Source organism: Aggregatibacter kilianii (genome assembly GCF_003130255.1).
GTDB classification, from domain to species: Bacteria; Pseudomonadota; Gammaproteobacteria; order Enterobacterales; family Pasteurellaceae; genus Aggregatibacter; species Aggregatibacter kilianii.
On the sequence record NZ_NRCN01000001.1, the window covers coordinates 835,588 to 860,000 of the forward strand.

21 protein-coding genes and 2 rRNA genes (1 of these 23 running past the window's edge) are annotated in these 24,413 nt (G+C 43.8%); 8 read left to right on the forward strand and 15 right to left on the reverse strand.

From position 1 onward, the window contains the following. Window position 1: 1 nt before the first annotated feature. Window positions 2-985 (forward strand): tRNA dihydrouridine(20/20a) synthase DusA, encoded by a 984-nt coding sequence (gene dusA / locus DK428_RS03790; RefSeq protein WP_109064641.1) that lies wholly within the window; start codon window positions 2-4, stop codon window positions 983-985. A gap of 56 nt (window positions 986-1,041) precedes the next feature. Here the strand turns inward: dusA and asnA are convergent, their stop codons facing one another. After that, window positions 1,042-2,034, reverse strand: a complete 993-nt coding sequence (gene asnA / locus DK428_RS03795) for an aspartate--ammonia ligase (protein ID WP_109064640.1) — start codon at window positions 2,032-2,034, stop codon at window positions 1,042-1,044. Between the two features lie 171 nt (window positions 2,035-2,205). Here asnA and asnC point away from each other — a divergent pair, with 171 nt between their 5' ends. Next, window positions 2,206-2,658 (forward strand): transcriptional regulator AsnC, encoded by a 453-nt coding sequence (asnC, locus tag DK428_RS03800; RefSeq protein WP_109064639.1) that lies wholly within the window; start codon window positions 2,206-2,208, stop codon window positions 2,656-2,658. Between the two features lie 16 nt (window positions 2,659-2,674). After that, window positions 2,675-3,433, forward strand: coding sequence for a uridine phosphorylase (gene udp / locus DK428_RS03805; protein ID WP_109064638.1), 759 nt, complete (start codon window positions 2,675-2,677; stop codon window positions 3,431-3,433). Window positions 3,434-3,509: 76 nt separating this feature from the next. Here udp and DK428_RS03810 read toward each other — a convergent pair whose 3' ends face one another. Next, entirely contained in the window at window positions 3,510-4,571 is a 1,062-nt protein-coding gene (locus DK428_RS03810; protein ID WP_109064637.1) for an AI-2E family transporter, read from the reverse strand. A gap of 73 nt (window positions 4,572-4,644) precedes the next feature. Here DK428_RS03810 and arsC point away from each other — a divergent pair, with 73 nt between their 5' ends. After that, window positions 4,645-4,995, forward strand: coding sequence for an arsenate reductase (glutaredoxin) (arsC, locus tag DK428_RS03815; RefSeq protein WP_109064636.1), 351 nt, complete (start codon window positions 4,645-4,647; stop codon window positions 4,993-4,995). A gap of 93 nt (window positions 4,996-5,088) precedes the next feature. On the opposite strand, the gene DK428_RS03820 is transcribed toward arsC, so the two are convergent. The 3 genes from DK428_RS03820 to DK428_RS03830 all read right to left on the reverse strand — a co-directional run bounded on the left by DK428_RS03820 (window position 5,089) and on the right by DK428_RS03830 (window position 10,592). Continuing rightward, the gene (locus DK428_RS03820; RefSeq protein ID WP_109064635.1) at window positions 5,089-9,693 is read right to left on the reverse strand and encodes a YadA-like family protein; all 4,605 of its coding nucleotides are present in this window, start codon (window positions 9,691-9,693) and stop codon (window positions 5,089-5,091) included. Window positions 9,694-9,994: 301 nt separating this feature from the next. Further along, the gene (locus DK428_RS03825) at window positions 9,995-10,291 is read right to left on the reverse strand and encodes a DUF5377 family protein (RefSeq protein ID WP_204352461.1); all 297 of its coding nucleotides are present in this window, start codon (window positions 10,289-10,291) and stop codon (window positions 9,995-9,997) included. 16 nt (window positions 10,292-10,307) lie between these two features. Beyond that, a complete protein-coding gene (locus DK428_RS03830; protein WP_109064633.1) occupies window positions 10,308-10,592 on the reverse strand; it encodes an alternative ribosome-rescue factor A in 285 nt (94 codons plus the stop codon). 210 nt (window positions 10,593-10,802) lie between these two features. On the opposite strand from DK428_RS03830, the gene rimO reads away from it, so the two are divergent. The 4 genes from rimO to DK428_RS03850 all read left to right on the forward strand — a co-directional run bounded on the left by rimO (window position 10,803) and on the right by DK428_RS03850 (window position 14,886). After that, complete coding sequence (gene rimO, locus DK428_RS03835; RefSeq protein ID WP_109064632.1) at window positions 10,803-12,134, forward strand: 30S ribosomal protein S12 methylthiotransferase RimO; 1,332 nt, start codon at window positions 10,803-10,805, stop codon at window positions 12,132-12,134. A gap of 18 nt (window positions 12,135-12,152) precedes the next feature. Next, complete coding sequence (locus DK428_RS03840) at window positions 12,153-14,018, forward strand: UDP-glucose:protein N-beta-glucosyltransferase (RefSeq protein WP_109064631.1); 1,866 nt, start codon at window positions 12,153-12,155, stop codon at window positions 14,016-14,018. Window positions 14,019-14,066: 48 nt separating this feature from the next. Further along, a complete protein-coding gene (locus DK428_RS03845; protein WP_109064630.1) occupies window positions 14,067-14,540 on the forward strand; it encodes a low molecular weight protein-tyrosine-phosphatase in 474 nt (157 codons plus the stop codon). 127 nt (window positions 14,541-14,667) lie between these two features. Then, window positions 14,668-14,886 carry an HP1242/YdcH family protein gene (locus DK428_RS03850; protein ID WP_109064629.1) on the forward strand — a complete coding sequence of 73 codons (219 nt, stop codon included), beginning with the start codon at window positions 14,668-14,670 and terminating at the stop codon, window positions 14,884-14,886. Between the two features lie 58 nt (window positions 14,887-14,944). Here DK428_RS03850 and slyD read toward each other — a convergent pair whose 3' ends face one another. The 10 genes from slyD to DK428_RS03900 form a co-directional block, all read right to left on the reverse strand. Beyond that, window positions 14,945-15,595 (reverse strand): peptidylprolyl isomerase, encoded by a 651-nt coding sequence (slyD, locus tag DK428_RS03855; RefSeq protein WP_109064628.1) that lies wholly within the window; start codon window positions 15,593-15,595, stop codon window positions 14,945-14,947. Between the two features lie 96 nt (window positions 15,596-15,691). Then, window positions 15,692-16,411 carry an SIMPL domain-containing protein gene (locus tag DK428_RS03860; RefSeq protein ID WP_109064627.1) on the reverse strand — a complete coding sequence of 240 codons (720 nt, stop codon included), beginning with the start codon at window positions 16,409-16,411 and terminating at the stop codon, window positions 15,692-15,694. 47 nt (window positions 16,412-16,458) lie between these two features. Continuing rightward, the gene (rraB, locus tag DK428_RS03865) at window positions 16,459-16,905 is read right to left on the reverse strand and encodes a ribonuclease E inhibitor RraB (protein WP_109064626.1); all 447 of its coding nucleotides are present in this window, start codon (window positions 16,903-16,905) and stop codon (window positions 16,459-16,461) included. Between the two features lie 100 nt (window positions 16,906-17,005). Further along, window positions 17,006-17,395: a large-conductance mechanosensitive channel protein MscL gene (gene mscL / locus DK428_RS03870; RefSeq protein WP_050692939.1), complete on the reverse strand. Its 390-nt coding sequence runs from the start codon at window positions 17,393-17,395 to the stop codon at window positions 17,006-17,008. A 119-nt stretch (window positions 17,396-17,514) separates the two neighbouring features. After that, a complete protein-coding gene (trkA, locus tag DK428_RS03875) occupies window positions 17,515-18,891 on the reverse strand; it encodes a Trk system potassium transporter TrkA (protein ID WP_109064625.1) in 1,377 nt (458 codons plus the stop codon). 23 nt (window positions 18,892-18,914) lie between these two features. Continuing rightward, on the reverse strand, window positions 18,915-20,270 hold the full coding sequence (rsmB, locus tag DK428_RS03880; protein ID WP_109064624.1) for a 16S rRNA (cytosine(967)-C(5))-methyltransferase RsmB: 1,356 nt from the start codon (window positions 20,268-20,270) through the stop codon (window positions 18,915-18,917). Beyond that, entirely contained in the window at window positions 20,270-21,226 is a 957-nt protein-coding gene (gene fmt, locus DK428_RS03885) for a methionyl-tRNA formyltransferase (protein ID WP_109064623.1), read from the reverse strand. The genes rsmB and fmt overlap by 1 nt, the downstream gene beginning before the upstream one ends. A 69-nt stretch (window positions 21,227-21,295) precedes the next feature. Then, complete coding sequence (gene def / locus DK428_RS03890; protein WP_050692935.1) at window positions 21,296-21,808, reverse strand: peptide deformylase; 513 nt, start codon at window positions 21,806-21,808, stop codon at window positions 21,296-21,298. Between the two features lie 113 nt (window positions 21,809-21,921). Beyond that, window positions 21,922-22,037, reverse strand: a 5S ribosomal RNA gene (gene rrf, locus DK428_RS03895). 199 nt (window positions 22,038-22,236) lie between these two features. Continuing rightward, window positions 22,237-24,413 (reverse strand): 23S ribosomal RNA (locus DK428_RS03900) (it continues 720 nt past the right edge of the window).

A 24,413-nucleotide genomic window follows, 5' to 3' on the forward strand; every position in this document is an offset into this window, starting at 1 on the left:
AATGCCCCAAAATCAACCGCACTTTTATCGCGGCCGCTTTGCCGTCGCCCCTATGTTGGATTGGACAACGCGCCATTGCCGTTATTTTCATCGCCAATTTTCCCGCCACGCCTTGCTTTACACGGAAATGGTGACTGCACAGGCCATCATTCACGCCAAATATGATCACCTTGACTTTGATGCGGCAGAACATCCCGTGGCATTACAGCTCGGCGGTAGCGACCCTGCACAACTGAAACATTGCGCCCAATTGGCGGAACAGCGCGGCTATCAAGAAATCAACCTCAACGTTGGTTGTCCTTCCGACCGTGTGCAAAACGGCATGTTCGGCGCTTGCTTAATGGCAAAACCGAATTTAGTTGCCGAATGCGTCCAACAAATGCAAAGTGCGGTGCAAATTCCCGTCACCGTGAAAACCCGTATCGGTATTGATGATTTTGACAGCTATGATTTTCTTTATAATTTTGTACAAACCGTCAAACAGGTCGGTTGCCGAGAATTCATCGTCCATGCGCGTAAAGCCTGGCTTTCCGGCCTAAGCCCAAAACAAAATCGCGAAATTCCACCGTTGGATTACGAACGGGTATATCAACTAAAACGGGATTTCCCCGATTTGCTTATCAGCATTAACGGGGGAATCAAAACGATTGAGGAAATACAACAGCACTTGCAGCACGTGGACGGTGTTATGGTGGGACGCGAGGTCTATCAAAATCCATCGCTACTCGGCCATATCGATCAGGCACTGTTTGATCCTAACGCGCCGATAATTACGCCGCGCCAAGCCGTAGCAAGGATGTTGCCTTACATTGAAAGCCAACTCAGCCAGGGCGTCTATCTCAACCACATCGTCCGTCACATGCTCGGGGCTTTCCAAAACTGCAAAGGCGCCCGTCAATGGCGTCGGTATTTAAGTGAAAATGCTTATAAGGAAGGTGCGGGAATTGAGGTGGTGGAAACCGCATTAGGCTTTGTGGAAGAGTAAAAGTGCGGTAGGTTTTAAAAACGTTTCTAAAACCCACCGCACTTGTTTATTTTAGATTAAAGAATGTTTTGGTATTGTTCCAACATTTCTTTCGGCCAGACACTGGATTGCACTTCGCCGATATGTTTTTTGCGTAATAACAACATCGCCATACGAGATTGACCGATACCGCCGCCGATACTTAACGGCAATTTGCCTTGCAACAATTCTTGGTGCCAGTCCATTTTTAAACGATCTTCATCGCCGGTTAAGCTAACTTGTAAACGTAATGCGGCTTCATCAACGCGAATACCCATAGAAGAAAGCTCAAAGGCTTTACCGAGTTGGTCGTTCCAAACCAAGATATCACCGTTCAAGCCTTTGTAGCCGTTTTCCGACTCGGTTGTCCAGTCATCGTAATCCGGCGCACGACCATCATGTGGTTTGCCGTCAGACAACTTGCCGCCGATACCGATTAAAAATACCGCGCCGTATTCTTTACAAATGGCGTTTTCACGCTCTTTGCTGCTTAAATCAGGATAGCGTTTTACCAAATCCTCACTGTGTACGAAGGTGATTTGTTTCGGCAGAACAGACGGAATATCAAAACGCGCTTCTACCGCCAATTCGGTTAAACGGATTGCACGATAAATCGCATTAACGGTTTCCTTTAAATAAGCAAAGTTGCGACGACCTTCCGGAATCACTTTTTCCCAGTCCCATTGATCCACATACACGGAGTGGGTTGGGTCAAGAGAATCTTCATCAGGGCGTAAGGCTTTCATGTGTACAAACAAGCCTTCGCCTTCTTTAAAATGAAAACGCGCCAAGGTGTGACGTTTCCATTTGGCTAAAGAATGCACCACTTCAAACACGGCATTTGGAATTTGTTTTACATGAACTTGTACCGCTTTTTCGATACCCGATAAGTTATCTTGCATACCATTGCCTACTTGACTTAAGATTGGACCTTGAACTTCAATGATGCCAAGTTGTTCGATGAGGTTTTGGGTAAATGTGTTTTTTACAAAGCTAATCTCTTGTTGTTGCAAAATAAATGACTTTTTCATTGTTTTAATCCTATATTATTTAATACGTTGGCTTGAATGCGGCAAATTCTGCATATTTTTTAAATTTAGCGCAACATTATTCGATACAATTCAAATAAAACTCGATATAATTTACAAAAAATACAAAAACCAATCGCATTTATTGGAAAATTTTCAAGCAAGGAGCATGTTATGCATAATATTGATAATTTAGACCAGCAGATATTGCGTGTACTCACCAAGGATGCCCGTACACCTTATGCTGAAATGGCGAAGAACTTCGGCGTTAGCCCCGGTACCATTCATGTTCGCGTGGAAAAAATGCGTCAATCGGGCGTTATTGAAGGGACAAAAGTTAAAATTAACGAACGTAAGCTGGGTTATGATGTATGTGGTTTTATCGGCATTATTTTGAAATCCGCCAAAGATTACGAGAAAGTCATTAAGAAACTGGAAGCCATTGATGAAGTTGTAGAAGCCTATTACACTACGGGTAATTATTCAATTTTCATTAAAGTCATGACGCATACCATTGCAGAATTGCATTTGGTGCTTTCAGCCAAGATTCAATTGATTGATGAGATTCAATCCACCGAAACCTTAATTTCCATGCAAAATCCGATTTTGCGTGATATTAAACCTTAAATAAAAGGAGAATAGTATGTCTGAAGTATTTCACCTTGGCCTAACCAAAGCTATGTTAGATGGAGCCAAACTGGCCATCGTTCCCGGTGCGCCTGAACGGGTTGAACGCATCGCACGCTTGTTGGATCGTCCGAAATTCCTTGCCTCTACCCGTGAATTTACCTCTTGGCTCGGTTATATTGATGAACAGGCCGTCGTTGTTTGTTCCACCGGTATCGGTGGTCCGTCCGTGTCTATTGCGGTAGAAGAATTGGCACAGCTCGGTGTGCACACGTTTTTACGCATCGGCACCACCGGCGCCATTCAACCGCACATTAATGTGGGCGATTTACTGATTACCACCGCTGCAGTGCGCTTAGATGGGGCAAGCCGCCATTTTGCACCGTTGGAATATCCGGCAGTGGCTAACTTCGAATGTACCAATGCGCTCTATAAGGTGGCCTCAGAAGACGCAAGCAATAAAGTCCATGTGGGCATCACCGCCTCATCCGACACCTTCTATCCGGGGCAAGAGCGCTACGACACATTCACCGGTAAAATCTATCGCCACTTCCAAGGCTCGCTCAAACAATGGCAAGAACTCCATGTAATGAACTATGAAATGGAATCCGCCACGTTATTTACCATGTGTTCCGCCCTTGGTTTGCGTGCGGGTATGATTGCGGGCGCGATCGTTAACCGCACCCAACAGGAAATTCCGAATGAAGAAACTATTAAGTCAACGGAAGAAAAAGCCATTCATGCGGTGGTGAAAGCGGCAGGATTGTTGGTTTAACAAAGAAAAAATGCCTAAAAAAATAACCGCACTTTGAGTTCATCATTCAAAGTGCGGTTATTTTCTATAATGTTTTTCATCCGTTGGTTTCATTCGAAGGCCATGCGTTAACAACCGCCTTAACTAACGTTGCCAACGGAATGGCGAAGAACACGCCCCAAAACCCCCACAAACCGCCAAAGATGAGTACGGCAATAATAATCACTAAAGGGTGTAAGTTTACCGCCTCAGAGAACAAAAACGGCACGAGTAAATTTCCGTCTAATAATTGACTCACCACAAAGGCAATGACGATATACCAAAATGTGGAGGTATCACCGAATTGGAAAATCGCCACCAACACCACAGGAATAGCGACCAACACGGCACCGATGTAAGGCACCAACACGGAAATCCCGACCGCAACGGCCAATAATAACGGATAATTCAAGCCAAAAATCAAGAAAATCACATAAGTCACTGCCGTCACAACAAAAATTTCCACCAACTTACCTCGAATATAGTTGGCAATTTGTTGTTGCATTTCCACCCAAACTGCCGATGCCAAGGTGCGATTACGCGGCAGGAAGCGACTTACCCCATCCATTAATTGACGTTTATCTTTCAACAGGAAAAACACCATCAAAGGCACCAAGAACGCGTAAATTCCTAGCGTTACCAAGTTCATGAGAGAGGCCAAAGACAGCTTCAAGGCAGACTCGCCGAGCCCTAGAATTTTCTCTTTCACCGTGCCGAAAATCGATTCTACGGTTTTTGTGTCAATGAGATCAGGATAGCGTTGTGGCAAGGATAACAGCCATTCGTTAAACTTATTAAACATGTGTGGCAAATCACTTAATAAATTGACCATCTGCGTCCATAAGTTTGGAATCAGCACCAACACCACCAAAAACACCAAACCGGTAAACGTGCCGATGACTAAGGTCGTTGCCAATAAACGCGGGCATTTCAGCTTTTCATTTAATAAACGCACCGGCCATTCCAATAAATATGCCAACACGATCGCCACCAATAAGGGAGCAATTAGGTTGCTAAAAAAGTAAATGGCAATAAACCCGAATAGCAAAATCGCCGCCAACCCCATGGCTTGCGGATCGCTAAAGCGTCGGTTATACCAATTTTTTAACATTTCAATCATAGTGAATACCTCTATAAAACTTGGCTGATTATAAGGTAAAATCAGGTTAAATCACACACCAAGAGGAATTTGTATGTCTGTTATTATCTATCACAACCCACGCTGTTCCAAAAGCCGTGAAACCTTGGCATTATTGGAAAGTCACCATATTCAACCGCAAGTTGAGCTTTATTTACAACAGCGTTATAGCGTAGAGAAATTACAAGAAATTGCCGATAAATTAGGCATTACCGATATTCGCCAAATGATGCGCACCAAAGACGAGTTATACCAATCGCTTGGCTTAGACAATCCGACACTTAGCACAAAAGATTTACTACTAGCCATTTCCCAGCATTCTGCGTTGTTGGAGCGTCCGATTGTCATTCATGGCAACAAGGCCAAAATCGGGCGCCCACCGGAATCCGTGTTGACGATTTTATAAAAATATCCGAAAAAACGACCGCACTTTTACCACCTCAAAGCAAAAAAGAAACCCGACATCATGTCGGGTTTCATCTTTATAGGTTGTTGTAAATTACCATTGATAGCCTACACCAATACCACCACCCACATCACCTTGGGTATTGGCGTTACCTTGTAGTTTCAAGATCAATTTACCATTATCACTTGAACGGGAATATCCCACCGCAAATGCATTTTGTCCTTTAAAGGTACCGCCGGCTGCCGCCACCATGGATTTACCCGGAATGTATACTTGCGGTAAGCTTGCCGCGGCGTTAGCACCGGCAACCCCGGCACGAGCTTCACGATTGACCTTACCAAGGCGATTATTCATATTATGAATATCATTTTTCAACCCGCCCAATTGGCTTACATTCACAGCATCTGTTGGATTCACACCGGCAGCGACGTTAGTAATGCGGGTTGCAGAACCATCCGCTTTCGCCACCTTCATACCATCTGCCGAAGAGGTGATTTGCGTTGCATTATTGCCCTCACCAACCGTTAACGTATTACCCACATTAGCATTGGTAAAGGTTGCATTTTCTGTGGTAGAAATCGTAAAGGTTGTACCTTCTTGTTTAATAGCAATATTTTTACCGGATGCATAAGTAACGACATCGCCCGGTTTCACTCTCGTTTTTTTGCTGTTTGCTGCAGTATTAGTCACAAACTGATCAACATGTTCACCGGTGGTCACCTCAAAATTGGTAAGGTTGTTCATGACATCATCGCTAACCGTTAATGCACCGTCATTATTGACCGTAACGGTTTTACCGTCAGTTTTAGCCTCAATCACATTACCCTTAACAGTAACACCATTTTGACCGACGTAATTACCGGCAATTTGTTTAATTTTCTTATTCGGGTTGTTTGGATCGGTAACTTCTTTCATCACTACCGTGCTACCATCAACATTGACATCATAAGAAACGTTGGTTTGTCCGTTTTCAACCGCTACATTTGCCGTAGTACCATTACCATTGACAAAATTCACCTGATTACCGGCACCGATCTTGCCTTGTACTACACCGGCATTATCACCAACTTTCCAATAAGTGGCATTAATCGCATTTGCTACATCAGAAGCTGTCACTAAACCACCTTCAGTCGGCACCGCCAATTTACCGTCCTCAGCCGGCTTATTAGCATCTGTCACCGTTGCAGGTAACGCTGTAGTATTTACATTTACGGTGTAAATTTCTTGCTTATTGTCTCCAATTGAAGACGTTACATTAACCTGATTTCCTGCAACAACTTTCGTTTTCGCTGCTTTAAGCTGAGAAACATTGACAGCATCGGTTGGATTCTCACCGGCAGCGATGTTAGTAATGCGGGCTGCAGAGCCATCCGCTTTAGCCACCTTCATGCCATCTGCCGAAGACGTAATTTGCGTTGCGTTATTGCCCTCACCAACAGTTAATGCGCTATTCACATTAGCATTAGTAAACGTTACATTCTCTGTAGTAGAAACAGTGAAATTTGCACCGTTTTGTTTTAATTTAATATTTTTACCGGCGATATAATTAACGGTCTCACCTGGTTTAACTAATTGCTCGGATGTACCTTCAACTTCACCACCATCTTTCGTTGCAGTAGCTTTCCAGCCTGCAGAATTAATCGCCTCCGCAACATTGTCTACTGTTGCCACTTTGCCTTTTTCGGCAGCATCTACGCTGACTTTACCCGCTTCGTTACCGGTTGTTGGCGCTGCCGTAATGTTACCGGTATTGACTGAAACGCCTTCATCCGTCACGTTAATGGTTGCATCTTTTGGTTTCACATTAAAGGTCACAGTGGAATCACCTGTTGCCGCATCGGTTTTAACTTCAGATGTAGTGCCCATTCCGTTAATAAAGTTCACTTTATTGGAAGGTTTCACCAAACTGCCTTCAGCAGTCTTATCGTTGCCACCTAATTTCCAACCGGAATTATTAATAGCATTGGTCACGGTTGTTGCATTGACTAATTTATCGCCATCTGTCGGAGTGTTAACCTTACCATCAGTATTGCTTAATTCCGTGGTATTCACTTTAACGCCAAAGCCATTGGCGGTTGGTGCCACAGTAATGGTGTTATCCGTATTTTCCACTTTCACGGAAGGCAATGCAGACTTGTTCACCGATAATTTACCGTTGGCATCTTTCACAATCGTATCGTTATCGTAAGCTACATCATAGGCAACCTTCGTCACACCGCCTTCAGATTTAACAGTTGCAGTGGTTGCATCACCATTTATGAAATTCACCTGATTGCCCGCACCAACATTGGCTTTTACCGTTCCCTCGTTATCGCCGACTTTCCAGAATACTGAATTAATCGCCTTCGCAACATTGTCTACTGTTGCCACTTTGCCTGTTTCAGCAGCAGCTACAGTCACTTTACCTGCTTCGTTACCGGTTGTTGGCGCGGCCGTAATGTTACCGGTATTCACAGAAATGCCATCATTCGTCACATTAATGCTTGTGCCATTTGGCTTCACATTAAAGGTTACGGTGGAATCACCTGTTGTCGCATCATGAACGACTGCAGATTCAGTGCCCTTTCCGTTAATAAAATTCACGTTATTGGAAGGTTTCACTAAATTTCCGGCTATAGCCTTATCGTTGCCACCCAATTTCCAACCGGAATTATTAACTGTGTTTGCAACTGTCGTAGCATTGACAAATTTACTGCCATTTGTGTTATCCGGAGTAACCACTTTGCCATCAGTTACCGTTAGGTCAGTGTGTTTTACTTTGAAATCAAGCGTACTGGCTGAACCATCTGTGGTTGGTGTAATTTCAACCGTGCCATCTGCGCTAGCAAAATTCACCTTATCATAAGGTTTTACAAAATCCACCGCACTTCCATTTGCTTGCAAATTCCAACCGGCATTTAAAACATCACCAAGGGTCGCAGCATGATTATATTGATTTGCGGTTAAGAGTGGCGCAGGTTGAGCCGTGGTGATCGTTGCTGCAGTACCATCTTTCGGATTGATTGTAGTATTGAATGTATCCGGCAACGTACTTTTAATATTCGCCAATGTCATAGGAGAAGTCACAGAATTGCTTCCATCATTCATGGACGCAATCACATCTCCATTTGGCACAACGGTTGAAGTAACATTACCCTTATCATCCAACTCATAGAATTTGCCATCCGGTTTTTTCACCGCTTTTTTGCCATTTACTGTGGTATACACCACCGGCATTTGATCACGCAAACCGCTTGCAACTAAGTGTAATTGGCTACCATTGATAGCATCAGTAGAGGTTGCGCTAATTTGACCGGCAGCAACATTTACTAACTGACGCTCTTTTCCTGCATCGCCTAAACTGACCACGCTAGCCGCATTATTCGCAGCAAAGCCGGAATAATAAACGCCGTTGACGGTGGCTTCATTGCTGGCAACCGCCTCTTTTGTCGAAGAGTTTGAGCCTAAAGCAACAGCATTAATATGACTTGCGGTAGCATTTGCCCCCAAAGCAACGGCATTAATCTGGCTTGCAGTGGTGTTTGCACCAAGGGAAATAGCCGCTTCGGCAGAAGCATTAGCAGTATGACCGCTTGCCATTGTATAATTTGCGCTCGCTTTAGCCGAAGATCCACTTGCTAAGGAATACCATGCATCACTGGCGGTACTTGCATTGACACCTAATGCGGTTGAATGAGGCCCCGCTGCATTGGCAAAAGCACCTAACGCGGTTGAATTGGTATTTGTTGAGGTAGAATTCATACCAATAGAAATTGCACCTGAGCCATTCGCATTGGCTCTTGCACCACCGGCAAAGGAACCACTTCCGGCGGATTGGCTTAAATAACCGACAGACGTGGATAACCAACCAGATGCTCCGGTTAATCCACCAATTGCGGTTGCACCATTACCACTCGCATTCGCTGACACACCAAACGCCGCATCTTGTCCATTTGATGCTTTTGCACCATCACCCACGGCTAAATCAGATTGTTTCTTTGCGGAAGCCCCGTTACCAATGGCAATCGCATTATTTGCTTCGGTTTTCGCCGAACTACCCATAGCAACCGCATTCTTGCCAGAAGACTTGGCTTCAACACCAATGGCAATAGAACTAAAATTTGTTGAGGCATTCATACCAATAGAAATAGCATGAGCTTCTGCATTTGCTCCAACACCTAATGCAGTAGCGCCTTTACCCGCAGCAACCGTATCACGACCAATGGCGATCGCGGCTTCAGAAGCAGGATCTTCCACCGGTGTGCAATCGGTACAAATCTTACCTTTTAATTTAACCGTTGCATTTTGACCGATGGCAATCGCTTCACGAGCACCATAACCCACACCATTCTCATCTTGGAAGGCCACTGAAGCGCCTGTTCCAATAGCAACGGAACCCGGCGCTTTGGCTGCATCATTATTATAATTTGCTTCTCCGCTAATATTGGTATCACTATGCGTTGCTGCAACACTAACGAAATGCTCATTACTTGGTTTAATATCGCTTGCTTTAGATGGTGCTGCCATCACAGTACCTGGCATAGCCGAACCTAACACCAACAAAGCGGTAGCCACTGTAGAGGCTAGAATACCTTTTGAAGAAATATCTGCTCGCTCATCCGCACTTGCAGCAGTTTTGCCTTTTTGACGGGATAATTCTGATACAGCGATCCAAGATTGTGTTGCATGATGCCAAACTACGCGAAAAACTTTATTCATATTGATTACCTTCTAAGGAATAAAAACAAGATTAGTACAGCCACGATAATCTAAACTTGATGTGACTTAATGAAAGGGATTTACAGCATTTCCCCATAGAAAAACAGATGGATTTTAATACAAAAGAAAATCGGAAGGGAAGGCTACAGGGATAAAATTTACATAACTTGAAGATTATTTATATATTCTTGAATCAAAGGAGCTAATTCGATTCAATCGATGAAACCCCAAATTCCCCTAAAAAGAGGAATTTTAAAAGATAAAAACAATAAAAAAACGTGGATATTTTTGACCGCACTTTCTACTCTTTGGCAAGGCCCAAATTGCCGATTTTAATGCCTAAATGTCCCAGTGCCAAAGGGGAAATCTGTTCGCTAAGATAAATGAATAATTCGTCTAACTCGATGAAGATTTTTTTGATTTTAATTTGATCTTCCACTTTGCGGGTAAATTCATATTGCACGTCATCGCCATCGATATGCGCTTCCAAGGTAATGTAAATGGTTTCAAAGAAATGACTTTTTGCCCCTTCTTCACCCGGATCGCTGATTCTGACGTTCCATGTATTGTTAAATAAGACTTCTGTTTTTACTGTCATAATAACCTCATTAATATCAATATATTCCACAAACTAAACGAATAGAAAAAAGCCCGATAATAAAATCTCTTATCACAGAAATCTTATTATCGGGCTTTTCGCACCAACGACTGATATGTTTTGCTTTACGTTGATAACTGCCTTTGCCTTTTTTGTTGCGCTCTACGCGCTGGCGGAATAGCTTATCGTGCAATAACGCATGAATGGCGTTATCTTTAATGACACCGCGTTGATGCTGATAGATCAGCGTCCCCTGCACATGTTGAGACGGTGTTTGCAAGGCGCTTTTGTGTTTTGCCATGTTTTTTCCTCTTGTGAATGAAAATATTGCTTTTTAAGGGCTAAAAAACGGCACACATTATAGCGGATTTCGCTAAAATGAAAAGTCGTTGTACCAAAACGCAGGATTCAACGCAGGATTTTATTGGCATTTCACTGTCGCCTTTTTATACAAAAAAAGGTAGAATTAGCCCCTTTTTTATTACCCGTAATAGACTTTTTGAGAAAATTTATGAGTTCTACCCCAAACATCGGCTTTGTCAGCCTTGGTTGCCCAAAAAATTTAGTAGATTCAGAGCGTATTCTGACCGAATTACGTTCCAATGGTTATAACATTATTCCAAGCTACGAAAACGCCGATTTGGTTATTGTTAATACATGCGGCTTTATTGATAGCGCCGTACAAGAATCCTTAGAGGCTATTGGTGAAGCCTTGGAAGAAAACGGCAAAGTCATTGTCACTGGTTGCCTTGGCGCCAAAGAAGATCAAATTCGCCAAGTACACCCTAAAGTGTTGGAAGTCTCCGGCCCGCATAGCTACGAAACCGTGATGACGCAAGTGCATAAATATGTGCCAAAACCGGCTTATAATCCGTATGAAAGTTTAATGCCGGCGCAAGGTGTGAAACTCACGCCAAAACATTATGCCTATTTAAAAATTTCCGAAGGGTGCGATCATCGTTGCACTTTCTGCATTATTCCGTCTATGCGCGGTGATTTGGATAGCCGTCCGATTACCCAAGTGTTAGACGAAGCCAAACGTCTTGTAGATGCCGGCGTGAAAGAGCTGTTAATCGTATCGCAAGACACTTCCGCTTACGCCTTAGATCAAACGAAAGAAAACCAAAATAAAACCGTGTTCTGGAACGGTATGCCGATTAAAAATAATTTAATCAGCCTGTGCCAACAATTAGGTAATCTGGGTGTTTGGGTACGTTTACATTATGTTTATCCGTATCCGCATGTGGATGAACTCATTCCACTTATGGCGGCAGGCAAATTGTTACCTTATTTAGACATTCCACTGCAACACGCCAGCCCGAAAATCCTTAAGGCCATGAAAAGACCCGGCAAAATCGACCGCACTTTAGAGCGTATTAAACAATGGCGTGAGATTTGCCCTGAATTGACATTGCGTTCCACCTTTATCGTTGGTTTCCCGGGCGAAACGGAAGAAGATTTCCAAATGTTGTTGGATTTCTTAGAAGAAGCGCAATTGGATCGCGTGGGTTGTTTCAAATTCAGCCCGGTGGAAGGCGCACCGGCGACAGATATGCCGGATCAAGTGCCGGAAGAGGTGAAAGAAGAACGGTACCACCGCTTCATGCAAGTGCAACAAGAAATCTCTGCCGCCCGTTTACAACAAAAAATCGGCAAAACCCTTAGAGTGATTGTGGATGAAGTCAATGAGCAAGGCATTATTGCCCGCTCCATGGCAGATGCGCCGGAAATCGACGGCCTAGTGTATGTGGACAATCAAAGCCAAAGTGCGGTCAATATTGGCGACATTATTTCCGTCACCATCACTGAAGCAGACGAATACGACTTGTGGGGAACCTGTTAAAGCAAGAGGAGAGGACTTATGTCCGAAAAGAAAAATCCAAGCGTAATACAATTTGAAAAAGCCGTTGCGGAAAAAGATTACGAAGCGGCCTGCACCGAATTATTAGATATTCTACATAAAATCGATATCAACTTCGGTGGCATCGAGGGCATTGACTTTGATTATCCGCAACAATTGGAAACGCTAACGCAAGACCTCATTGTGTATTTTTGCACCCGCATGGCCAATGCTGTTACGCAACTCTTTTGCGACCCGCAATTTTCTTTATCGGAATCCGGCGCCAATCGTTTCTTCGTCGCACAACGTTGGTTAAACTTAATTTTCGCCAGCTCGCCTTACATTAACGCCGACCATATTTTGCAAACCTATAATTGCAACCCGGAACGTGATTCCATTTATGATATTTACTTGGAACCGAATAAAAATGCGCTAATGAAATTCGCCGTGCTTTATCTCCCGGAGGCCAATGTAAACCTTAACTTAGATGCCATGTGGGAAGCCGATAAAGACATTTGTGGCTCCTTATGCTTTGCTTTGCAAGCACCTCGTTTTATCGGTACTCCGGCGGCATTTTCCAAGCGTAGTGCGATTCTGCAATGGTTCCCTGCAAAACTTGAGCAATTTGAAACGTTAGATAACCTACCGAGTAGTATTTCACACGATGTGTATATGCATTGCAGCTATGACACGGCAGAAAACAAACACAACGTGAAGAAAGCGCTCAATCAAGTTATTCGTGGCCACCTCTTAAAATGCGGTTGGCAGGACAGACAAATTTCTCACATCGGCACGCGCAACGGCAAACCGGTAATGGTGGTTGTTTTAGAGCATTTCCACTCCTCTCACTCCATCTATCGTACGCACTCCACATCCATGATCGCCGCACGTGAACAATTCTATTTAATTGGCTTCGGCAATAGTGTTGTAGATCAAGCCGGACGGGATGTATTTGATGAATTCCACGAATTTGACGGTACCAATATTTTAGAAAAATTAGAGTTATTAAAAACGATTTGTGAAAAAAATGGTGCGGCCATTTTATATATGCCAAGCATTGGTATGGATTTGCTGAATATTTTCGTAAGTAACGCCCGCTTTGCGCCAATTCAAGTCGTCGCTTTAGGTCATCCTGCCACCACCCATTCAGAATTTATTGAATATGTGATTGTGGAAGATGATTATGTGGGTTTGGAGTCTTGCTTTAGCGAAACCTTACTCCGTTTACCAAAAGATGCCTTGCCTTATGTGCCGTCTTCACTAGCGCCAACCGATGTGCAATATGTCTTACGGGAAAACCCTGAAGTTGTGAATATTGGTATTGCCGCCACCACCATGAAATTGAATCCGTATTTCTTGGAAGCACTCAAAGTTATTCGTGATCGCGCCAAGGTGAAAATCCATTTCCACTTCGCGCTTGGTCAATCCAGCGGCATCACGCATCCTTATATAGAGCGTTTTATCCGCACCTATTTGGGCGATGATGCAACGGCACATCCGCATTCACCTTACAACCGGTATTTAGACATTCTGCACAACTGCGACATGATGCTCAATCCGTTCCCATTCGGCAACACCAATGGCATTATCGACATGGTCACGCTCGGCTTGGTAGGCGTATGTAAAACCGGGCCGGAAGTACATGAGCACATTGATGAAGGTCTGTTCAAGCGCTTAGGATTGCCGGAATGGCTCATCGCCGGCAGCGTGGAGGATTATATCGAACGCGCCATTCGCTTGGCAGAAAATCACCAAGAACGCCTGGCATTACGTCGTCATATTATTGAAAATAACGGGTTAAAAACCTTATTCAGCGGCGATCCAAGCCCAATGGGCAAAACGCTCTTTGCCAAATTAACCGAATGGCGACAAGCTAACGGAATTTAAACGAAAATCCTCGTTATGAGGATTTTTCATTTCACGTGAGGAAAAATCATGCAATCTATTAACATCCTTTTTGTTTGTTTAGGCAATATCTGTCGCTCCCCGATGGCAGAATATTTAATGCGGGAAAAAATCAAACTGGCAGGCTTACAAAACCGCATACGCACCGACAGCGCAGGCACGTCAGGCTGGCATGATGGCGAAGGAATGCACTGTGGCACGGCCGATATGTTAGACCAACACCGTATCGCCTCTAACGATTTTGTTAGCCGAAAAGTGCGGTCAAAAGATTGGACGGATTTTGATTATATCATCGCCATGGACAACGAAAACTTACGGGATTTAGAACAGCTGTTTGGCCAACATCGGAAAAAGTTATTTCAAATCACCGCACTTTGTCCCGATTTAGGCGTCGATCATATTCCTGACCCGTGGTACACCAAAGACTTCAATCAAACTTACGCGTTATTGGATAAATGCTGTGATGCATTATTAAACAAAATCAAACAAGAACACAGCCTGTAACATCAATGTTAAATTTTATGCATAATGCATTTTGTGATCTCTCGCACATTTCTGCGGACGTAAATTCGATAAGATAACGGCAGTGTGACTTTCGTTATACTTTATTCACTTATTATGAGGTATTTCCATGTTTCCAGAATTTAGAGACCTAATTACTAAACTTAAAACCGAAGATGCTTATTTCGTCAATTTATTTGATAAACATAACGAGCTGGACCAACGTATCAAAAACATTGAAGCCAATATTGAATTGGGAACACCCAGTGAAGTGGAAGTGTTAAAAAAGGAAAAATTACGTTTAAAAGATGCGATGTATGATGTACTAAAAAAGGCAAGTGCAAAATAAATAAAGTGACATAAAAACAAAAGACCGCATTGAAGTGCGGTCTTTTTTATTGATGTTTTTAGTGTTTGCCGCCACAACCGCAACCACCTCCGTGGTGATGGTCGTGCTCGTGATCATGATCATGACCGCCACAGCAACCTTCATGGTGATGATCGTGGTCGTGATGATGGTGATGGTGGTGACCGCCACAGCAAGAGTGTCCTGCTTCATCGCTATCATGATCATGACCGCCACAACAGCCGCCTTCTTGGTGCAAATGACCGTGTGCAATTTCTTCCAGCGTTGCTTCGCGGGTATCGACCACTTCCACAATGAAGTGTAATTCTTGGCCGGCCAACATATGGTTACCGTCAACCACCACATCATTGTCACCCACTTCGGTAATCACCACAGGTAACGGTCCCATATCGGTGTCGGCGATAAAACGCATCCCCACCGTTAATTCATCTACGCCGACAAACACATCTTTTGGCACGCGTTGTACCATATTTTCGTTGTATTCGCCGTAACCCTCTTCCGGTTTTACACGGACTTCAAATTTGTCGCCCACAGATTTGCCTTCTAAGGCATTTTCTAAGCCGATCACAAGGTTATTATGACCTTGTAAATATTGTAACGGTTGATTTGCCGGTGCTTCATCTACCAACACGCCATCTTCGGTACGAACTTGATAAGCGATGCTTACCACCACATTTTTTGCAACTTTCATTGTTTACCTCATTTGTTCAAAAGAGAATTTCTGCGTCAATCTTAACCGCAGAAAAGCGTTGTCATTTTATAAAAAATCTCATTCGGGAAAAAGTGATTAGTTTAATAAGTGAATTTGTGCACTCACCGAGGCTTTTAATTCCACTTTACCGTTATTATCCAGATTCACTTCATCAGCCACCACTGAAGAAAAAGATTTCATTTTAGGAACCGATTTCATACCTTCATACAAATACGGTATCTCATTTTTGCTATCCAGATTCAAATTTACCACTTCATAACCTTTCGCATTCAGGGAAGTTTGGATCAACTGCGCTTTATGTTGGAATTGAGCCAAGACGTCTTTAATCATTTCATCTTCAAATTTTGCTGTGGCTTCTTTAGATAGCTTATGAACCACATCGGCAATCGCGAAAGTGTCATTTAAATCGGAAATCACTTGAGATAGCGCCACAAAATCCTTGCTCTCCAACACTAAATCGGCACGCTCAATCCATCCGGATTGCTTACCTTTGCTATCATAACGCACTTGTGTGCTACGTGTATTTTTCTTAATTTCCACCGCACTTTGTTTTTTAATCACCTCTAGCGCGGCATTCGCTTTCTGATTAATGATTTGGTTTAATTCTTTTAAATTTTTATTTTCATCTTTGATGAAAAGCGTCACTTCCATGACATCATAATCTACTTCTTTAGTCACTTCCGTACTAAAAGAGATCACCGTTTTTTCCGGATCAGCAGCGGGTTTTGTTTCCGCATTGGCAGTCAAGGCCATACTTAAAGGCAAAAGTAATAAAGCAAAATGTTTTAATTTCATAAGTATCTCCTACAAATAAAAGTGCGGTCGATTTTCAGATCGTTTTTTTAATGTTTAACGATATCCTCGTCATCATCTAAGCCATCGTCTAAGTCATCGTCTTCATCAAAAAATTCACCGTCATCACCATATTCATCGTCATCCGCATTCGGATCTTCAAAATAGGTTCCCCAACCGTCATAACTGCCTTGATATTTTTCCACTAACGGCAGTAATTCTTTTTGTTGGGCATCAATGATTTCCGGTTTAAGCTCCACTTCGCTGATAATATCGCAGCAGAACAATACATTGCCGTTTTCCTCTTCAAATTCTTCCGCCTCAGAAACCTCATAGCCGGCTTTAAATGCATCCATGGCAATTTTTTCTAACTTATCGAAATTACGATGAGAAATGTGATGTTCAATAATATACAACGCATTCGGATCGCTACCGTCATTTAACAAATCGGCAATAATTTCGCGGGTTTCGGCTTTTAACTCGTCTAAATGACTCATAATGTTTCCTTGCTAAAAGTGAGAGGGGACAGATGCGGATATGATACAGGAATAAAAAGAAAAATCTTCTCACAAGGAGAAGATTTTTGCTTAATCGATATTATTTTTTCAACAAATCACGAATTTCAGTTAATAATTTTTCTTCTACTGAAGGTTCTGCCGGCGCTTCTTCTACCGGTTTTTTCAATTTGTTTAACGCTTTAATCATCATGAAAATCGCAAAAGCAATAATGATGAAATCAAATACGTTTTGGATAAATACACCATAATTTAAGGTCACCGCTGGTGTTTCGCCTACGGCTTGAGCTAACGTGATTTTCAAATCTTTGAAATCAACACCGCCGGTTAAAATACCTAATACCGGCATGAAAACGTCTGCTACCAATGAGCTAACAATTTTACCGAATGCACCACCGATGATCACACCGACTGCCATGTCAACAACATTGCCACGCATCGCAAATTCGCGAAATTCTTTAATGAAACTCATAAAGCTCTCCTAATTAAAAGTTAAGATTGACTTGTTAGATAATGCATAAAAACTGCATTTCTGCTTAAAAAGACCGCATATTATAGACAGTTTATGCAAGCAGCACAATTTTTTCTTGCTTAAATAAAGAATGCACTTGGTTGAAATAGCTTCTCTAAATCAGAAATGTATTTCTTATCACTTAAATAAACCACAACATGATCGCCTTCTTGAATAGTCATTTGGTTATTGCCGATAAGCACATCGTTACCACGTAAAACAGCCCCGATTAACGCGCCGGTAGGTAATTTCAATTCGCCAATTTCGCGACCGATCACATTGGAGGTGTTTTCATCACCATGGACAATAATCTCTAAGGCTTCTGCTAAGCCATGACGTAAAGACACCACATTGGCCACATCACCTTTACGCACATGTCCAAGTAACGCAGAAATCGTTGCTTGCTGCGGCGAAATTGCAATATCAATAGTGCCACCTTGAATTAGGTTGATATACGCCATGCGTTGAATCAACACCATCGCTTTCTTCGCCCCTAAACGCTTGGCTAACAAGGCGGACATAATATTGGCTTCGTCATCACTGGACAGAGACAAAAACACATCAATATTTTCAATATGTTCTTCAAATAATAAACCTTGATCGGACGCATCACCGTGAAACACTAAGGTCTTTGACAATTTCTCTGCTAATGTCGCTGCACGCTCGGCATTGCGCTCGATTAATTTTACCGTGCAATGCTCTTCCAAATGCTTTGCCACGCCGGCGCCGATATTCCCGCCACTGACAATCATTACGCGTTTATATGGTTTTTCTAAACGCTGAAGCTCGCTCATCACCGCTTTAATATGCACCGTGGCACAAATAAAGGTAATTTCATCGCCGGCTTCAATAATCGTAGAGCCTTGCGGACGAATCACTTTATCTTGTCGCAAAATAGACACAATACGACAATCAACATGCGGAAGGTGTTCCTTCAAGGTTGAAATTGAATACCCCACTAATGGCCCACCATAGTAGGCTTTCACCACGACCAAACTGATTTTATCTTTAGCTAAATGGGCCACTTGTAACGCGCCGGGATACTCGACCAAACGCACAATATCTTGCGTAACCAAATTTTCCGGCGAAATAATATGATCAATAGGAATCACATCCTGATTAAATAACTTATCTTTCTCTTTCAAATATTCGCTATTGCGAATCCGCGCAATTTTTGTGGGGGTGTTAAACAACGTATAACTAATCTGGCAAGCCACCATGTTAATTTCATCAGAACTGGTAACTGCAATTAATAAATCTGCGTCCGATGCGCCCGCATCACGCAATACGTTCGGCGACGAAGCAGACCCCTTCATGACGCGCAAATCATGCTTATCCTGCAAATGTTCCAAACGGACGGACTCATTATCCACCAAAGTAATATCGTTATCTTCGCTTACCAAATTTGCCGCAAGCGTCGAACCCACTTGTCCTGCACCCAAAATAATTATTTTCATTCGATTCTCTCCATAGCGAAAAGTTAACTTTGACGCTTAACCAATTTCGCATAATAAAAACCGTCACCGCCGTCTGCTTGCGGAATAAACTGAAAACCCACCGCACTTTGATTTTGCGCTAACACCTCTGCAGGTAAGGCCAACTCGACCAATTCCGCATCCGCTGTTTGTTGCAAGAAACGGCTAATTTGCTGGCTATTTTCTTCCGCTAACACAGAACAAGTGGCATATAACAACACACCGTTAGGTTTTAAATATTGCCATAATCCGTGCAGAATCTGCTCTTGTAACGCCACTAACTGATCGATATCCGTTTCTTTTCGCAACCATTTAATGTCAGGATGACGGCGAATGACCCCGGTGGCAGAACAAGGCGCATCTAATAAAATACGGTCAAAACGCACCGCACTTTTGCCTAATTTCGCTAACCATTCCTGCGGTTGCGTAGCATCACCACAAATCACGGTCGCTTGTTGTTGCATACGGGCTAAATTCTCTTTCACTCGTTGTAAACGGCTTTCTTCCACATCTAAAGCGATCACCTCAGCCTGTGGTGCCAGTTCTAAAATATGCGTGGTTTTGCCCCCCGGTGCAGCGCAAGCATCTAAAATCAACTCACCATTTTGCGGTTGTAACAATAAAGCGGCCCATTGCGCATGCAAATCCTGTACCGTTACACCGCCATCAGCGAAACAAGGCAAATGTTGCACCGCTGTAGGTTGAGCCAATCCCAGTGCTTGCGGATGAGATGTGGCTTGCGAGTCAATTTGTTGCTCCGTCAATAAAGTACGGTAAGTTTCCAACGTGTTTTTTTGTAAATTCACGCGTAACCACATAGGTGGCTTTTGGTTATTGGCGTCGATAATGTCACGCCAGTTTGCATACACTTTCTTTAATTTATTCACCAACCAATCGGGGTGGAGCGTCTGCCAATGTTTGTCGACTTTGGCCAAAATGCCATCTTGTTCACGCAAGAAACGACGTAGCACAGCATTCACCAGGCCTTGAAAACTTTGTAATTGAAGAGATTTGGCAGTACTTACCACTTCATCCACGGCCGCATAAGCCGGAATGCGTGTATATAGAATCTGATACAAGCCGACCAATAACAAACAATGCACAATGCGTTTTTTACCACGCAACGGCTTGTCCACTAACTGCGCCACAATCTGTTTCAAACGCGGCAACACACGACACACACCGAAACAGATTTCCTGCAATAAAGGCAAGTCTTGCGCTTTCAAAGAAGATTGGGCTTCAGGCAATAAAACAGATAAGGATTTACCTTGCTCCAAGACCTGAAAAATAATCTGTACGGCAACGGTTCTCACAGAAAGTGCGGTATTTTTTTGCGATGTTTTTTTTACGCCCTTATTCATTACGCCAACACCTTACCCACTGCAAACCAATCGGCGCGACCGTTCAATAAATCTTGTGCCGACATAGGTTTCTTGCCTGCCGGTTGCAGCTGTAATAAATTCAATACGCCGTCTGCTGTGGCAATTTGAATACCGTTTTTATCGGCGCTGATAATCGTCCCCGGTGTTTGAGAGACCGATGGCAACACGGTAGCTTGATATACTTTTAATGTTTGCGGATTACCTTGCTCATCAGTTAACTGCAAATATGCCATCGGCCAAGGGTTAAAGGCGCGAATATTGCGTTCCAACTGTGCTGCCGATAATTGCCAATCCAGTTTTGCTTCCTCTTTTGATAATTTCTCGGCGTAATTACTTTGCATATCATCCTGAGGTTCGGCAATGAAAGTGCCATCGGTTAAATGATTCAGCACCTCAATCAACGCATTTGGCGCGATTTCAGCTAATTTATGGTACAAATCGGCCGATGTGTCTTGCAAGTCAATATCACAAAAGACTTTATGTAGCATATCGCCGGTATCCAATCCGGCATCCATTTGCATAATAGTGACGCCGGTTTGTTTATCTCCCGCCCAAATCGCCCGTTGAACCGGCGCCGCACCACGCCAACGTGGCAGTAGCGAACCATGCACATTCAAACAACCATAGGTCGGCGCATCTAACACGGCTTGTGGCAAGATTAAGCCATAAGCGACTACAACCATGACATCGGCATGAAGTGCGGTCAATTCTGCTTGTGTTTCAGGCTTGCGTAAGGATTTCGGTTGATAGACGGGAATCTGATATTGCTCAGCCAATTGTTTCACGGGACTGGCTTGTAATTTCTTACCACGACCGGCGGGTTTATCCGGTTGGGTGTACACGGCAATCACATTATGCGGAGAGTCAATTAAAGCCTGTAAATGCTGTGCAGCAAAGTCCGGCGTGCCGGCGAAGATGATATTTAATGGTTTCATAATGTTCTACGTTATGGATAAATAAACAAAGTGCGGTCAAAAATTACCGCACTTTTCATGGATTCACAATTATTTTTGCTTTTCTCGCTGCTTTTTCACTTTAATTAACTTTTCTTTAATACGTTGACGTTTCAATGGAGAAAGATAATCAACAAAAAGAATACCGTTTAAATGATCAATTTCATGTTGAATACAAATCGCCAATAAGCCGTCTGCTTTTAACGTAAATTCCTTGCCATCACGATCAAGCGCTCTTACCGTGACTTTTTCCTTACGCGGAACCAAGGCTCGAAAACCCGGAATTGATAAACAACCTTCTTCAATACCGGTTTCGCCCTCAGACTCTAAAATTTCCGGATTAATCAATACTAACTGGTTTTGTTTGTCGCCCTCAATATCAATTGTGATAATACGTTGTAAAATATCCACTTGTGGTGCAGCTAAACCAATGCCTTCTTCTTGATACATAGTATCGAACATATCATCAATAATTTTTCGCGTATCGTCATTAACTTCAGCAACCGGATCGCAAACAACTTTAAGATGATCTTCAGGATAAATTAATACATTAAGTGCAGTCATAGTTTCTCTTTTAATCTTAAATAAGTGCGCTATTGTAGCTTTTTTTCATAGAAATTCATACGAGCAAAATAAACAAAAACCCCCGATGCATGCACATCAGGGGTCTATATTCAGCTTGGCGGTGACCTACTCTCACATGGGAATATCCCACACTACCATCGGCATTACGGCGTTTCACTTCTGAGTTCGGTATGGATTCAGGTGGGCCCACCGCATTATCGCCGCCAAAATTCGGTCGATGACTTTACTTCCGTCTTCTCGTATTCTCTATCCTTCAAACCAAAACAAGCTGACTCTCAACTTTCTCTTAGTATCATCACCTCTATTCCCGGTGAATCACCTACAGTCTCTCTTTATTCTCTCTTAACTGCTACCCACCCAATTCCGCTCTCATGCCTCAGGTCTCCCCAAAAACACTTGAGCGTTGTATGGCTAAGCCTCTCGGGCAATTAGTACATGTTAGCTCAATGGCTCGCACCACTTACACACCATGCCTATCTACGTCTTAGTCTTAAACAACCCTTACAGATTTATAATCTGGGAGAACTCATCTCTTGGCAAGTTTCGTGCTTAGATGCTTTCAGCACTTATCTCTTCCGCACTTAGCTACCCGGCAATGCGTCTGGCGACACAACCGGAACACCAGCGGTGCGTCCACTCCGGTCCTCTCGTACTAGGAGCAGCCCCAACCAATTCTCCAACGCCCACGGCAGATAGGGACCGAACTGTCTCACGACGTTCTAAACCCAGCTCGCGTACCACTTTAAATGGCGAACAGCCATACCCTTGGGACCTACTTCAGCCCCAGGATGTGATGAGCCGACATCGAGGTGCCAAACACCGCCGTCGATATGAACTCTTGGGCGGTATCAGCCTGTTATCCCCGGAGTACCTTTTATCCGTTGAGCGATGGCCCTTCCATGCAGAACCACCGGATCACTATGACCTACTTTCGTACCTGCTCGACTTGTCTGTCTCGCAGTTAAGCTTGCTTATACCATTGCACTAACCTGACGATGTCCGACCGTCATTAGCAAACCTTCGTGCTCCTCCGTTACTCTTTGGGAGGAGACCGCCCCAGTCAAACTACCCACCAGACACTGTCCGAGACCACGTTTCGTAATCTTCGTTAGAACATCAAACGTTAAAGGGTGGTATTTCAAGGACGACTCCACAATCACTGGCGTGACTGCTTCAAAGTCTCCCACCTATCCTACACATCAAAATTCAATGTTCAGTGTCAAGCTATAGTAAAGGTTCACGGGGTCTTTCCGTCTAGCCGCGGGTACACCGCATCTTCACGGCGATTTCAATTTCACTGAGTCTCGGGTGGAGACAGCCTGGCCATCATTATGCCATTCGTGCAGGTCGGAACTTACCCGACAAGGAATTTCGCTACCTTAGGACCGTTATAGTTACGGCCGCCGTTTACTGGGGCTTCGATCAAGTGCTTCTCTTGCGATAACACCATCAATTAACCTTCCAGCACCGGGCAGGCATCACACCCTATACGTCCACTTTCGTGTTTGCAGAGTGCTGTGTTTTTAATAAACAGTTGCAGCCAGCTGGTATCTTCGACCGGTTCAACCTTCAGGGGCAAGCCCTTACAATCTACGCCGGCGCACCTTCTCCCGAAGTTACGGTGCTATTTTGCCTAGTTCCTTCACCCGAGTTCTCTCAAGCGCCTGAGTATTCTCTACCTGACCACCTGTGTCGGTTTTCAGTACGGTTTAGATAAACCTGAAGCTTAGTGGCTTTTCCTGGAAGTGTGGTATCGGTTACTTCAGCTCCGTAGAGCCTCGTCATCATCTCTCAGTGTTAAGGAAGTCCGGATTTGCCTAAACTCCCCACCTACCAACTTAAACGACCATATCCAACAGGTCGATAACCTAACCTTCTCCGTCCCCACATCGCAGTTTATCCAAGTACGGGAATATTAACCCGTTTCCCATCGACTACGCTTTTCAGCCTCGCCTTAGGGGCCGACTCACCCTGCCCCGATTAACGTTGGACAGGAACCCTTGGTCTTCCGGCGAACGGGTTTTTCACCCGTTTTATCGTTACTTATGTCAGCATTCGCACTTGTGATACGTCCAGCAAACCTCTCGATTCACCTTCTTCCGCTTACACAACGCTCCCCTACCCAACAGTATTGCTACTGATGCCGCAGCTTCGGTGCTATATTTGAGCCCCGTTACATCTTCCGCGCAGGCCGACTCGACTAGTGAGCTATTACGCTTTCTTTAAATGATGGCTGCTTCTAAGCCAACATCCTAGCTGTCTAAGCCTTCCCACTTCGTTTCCCACTTAATATAGACTTTGGGACCTTAGCTGGCGGTCTGGGTTGTTTCCCTCTCCACGACGGACGTTAGCACCCGCCGTGTGTCTCCTGAGTATCACTCTTCGGTATTCGCAGTTTGCATCGGGTTGGTAATCCGGGATGGACCCCTAGCCGAAACAGTGCTCTACCCCCGAAGGTGTCCGCTCAAGGCTCTACCTAAATAGATTTCGGGGAGAACCAGCTATCTCCCGGTTTGATTGGCCTTTCACCCCCAGCCACAAGTCATCCGCTAATTTTTCAACATTAGTCGGTTCGGTCCTCCAG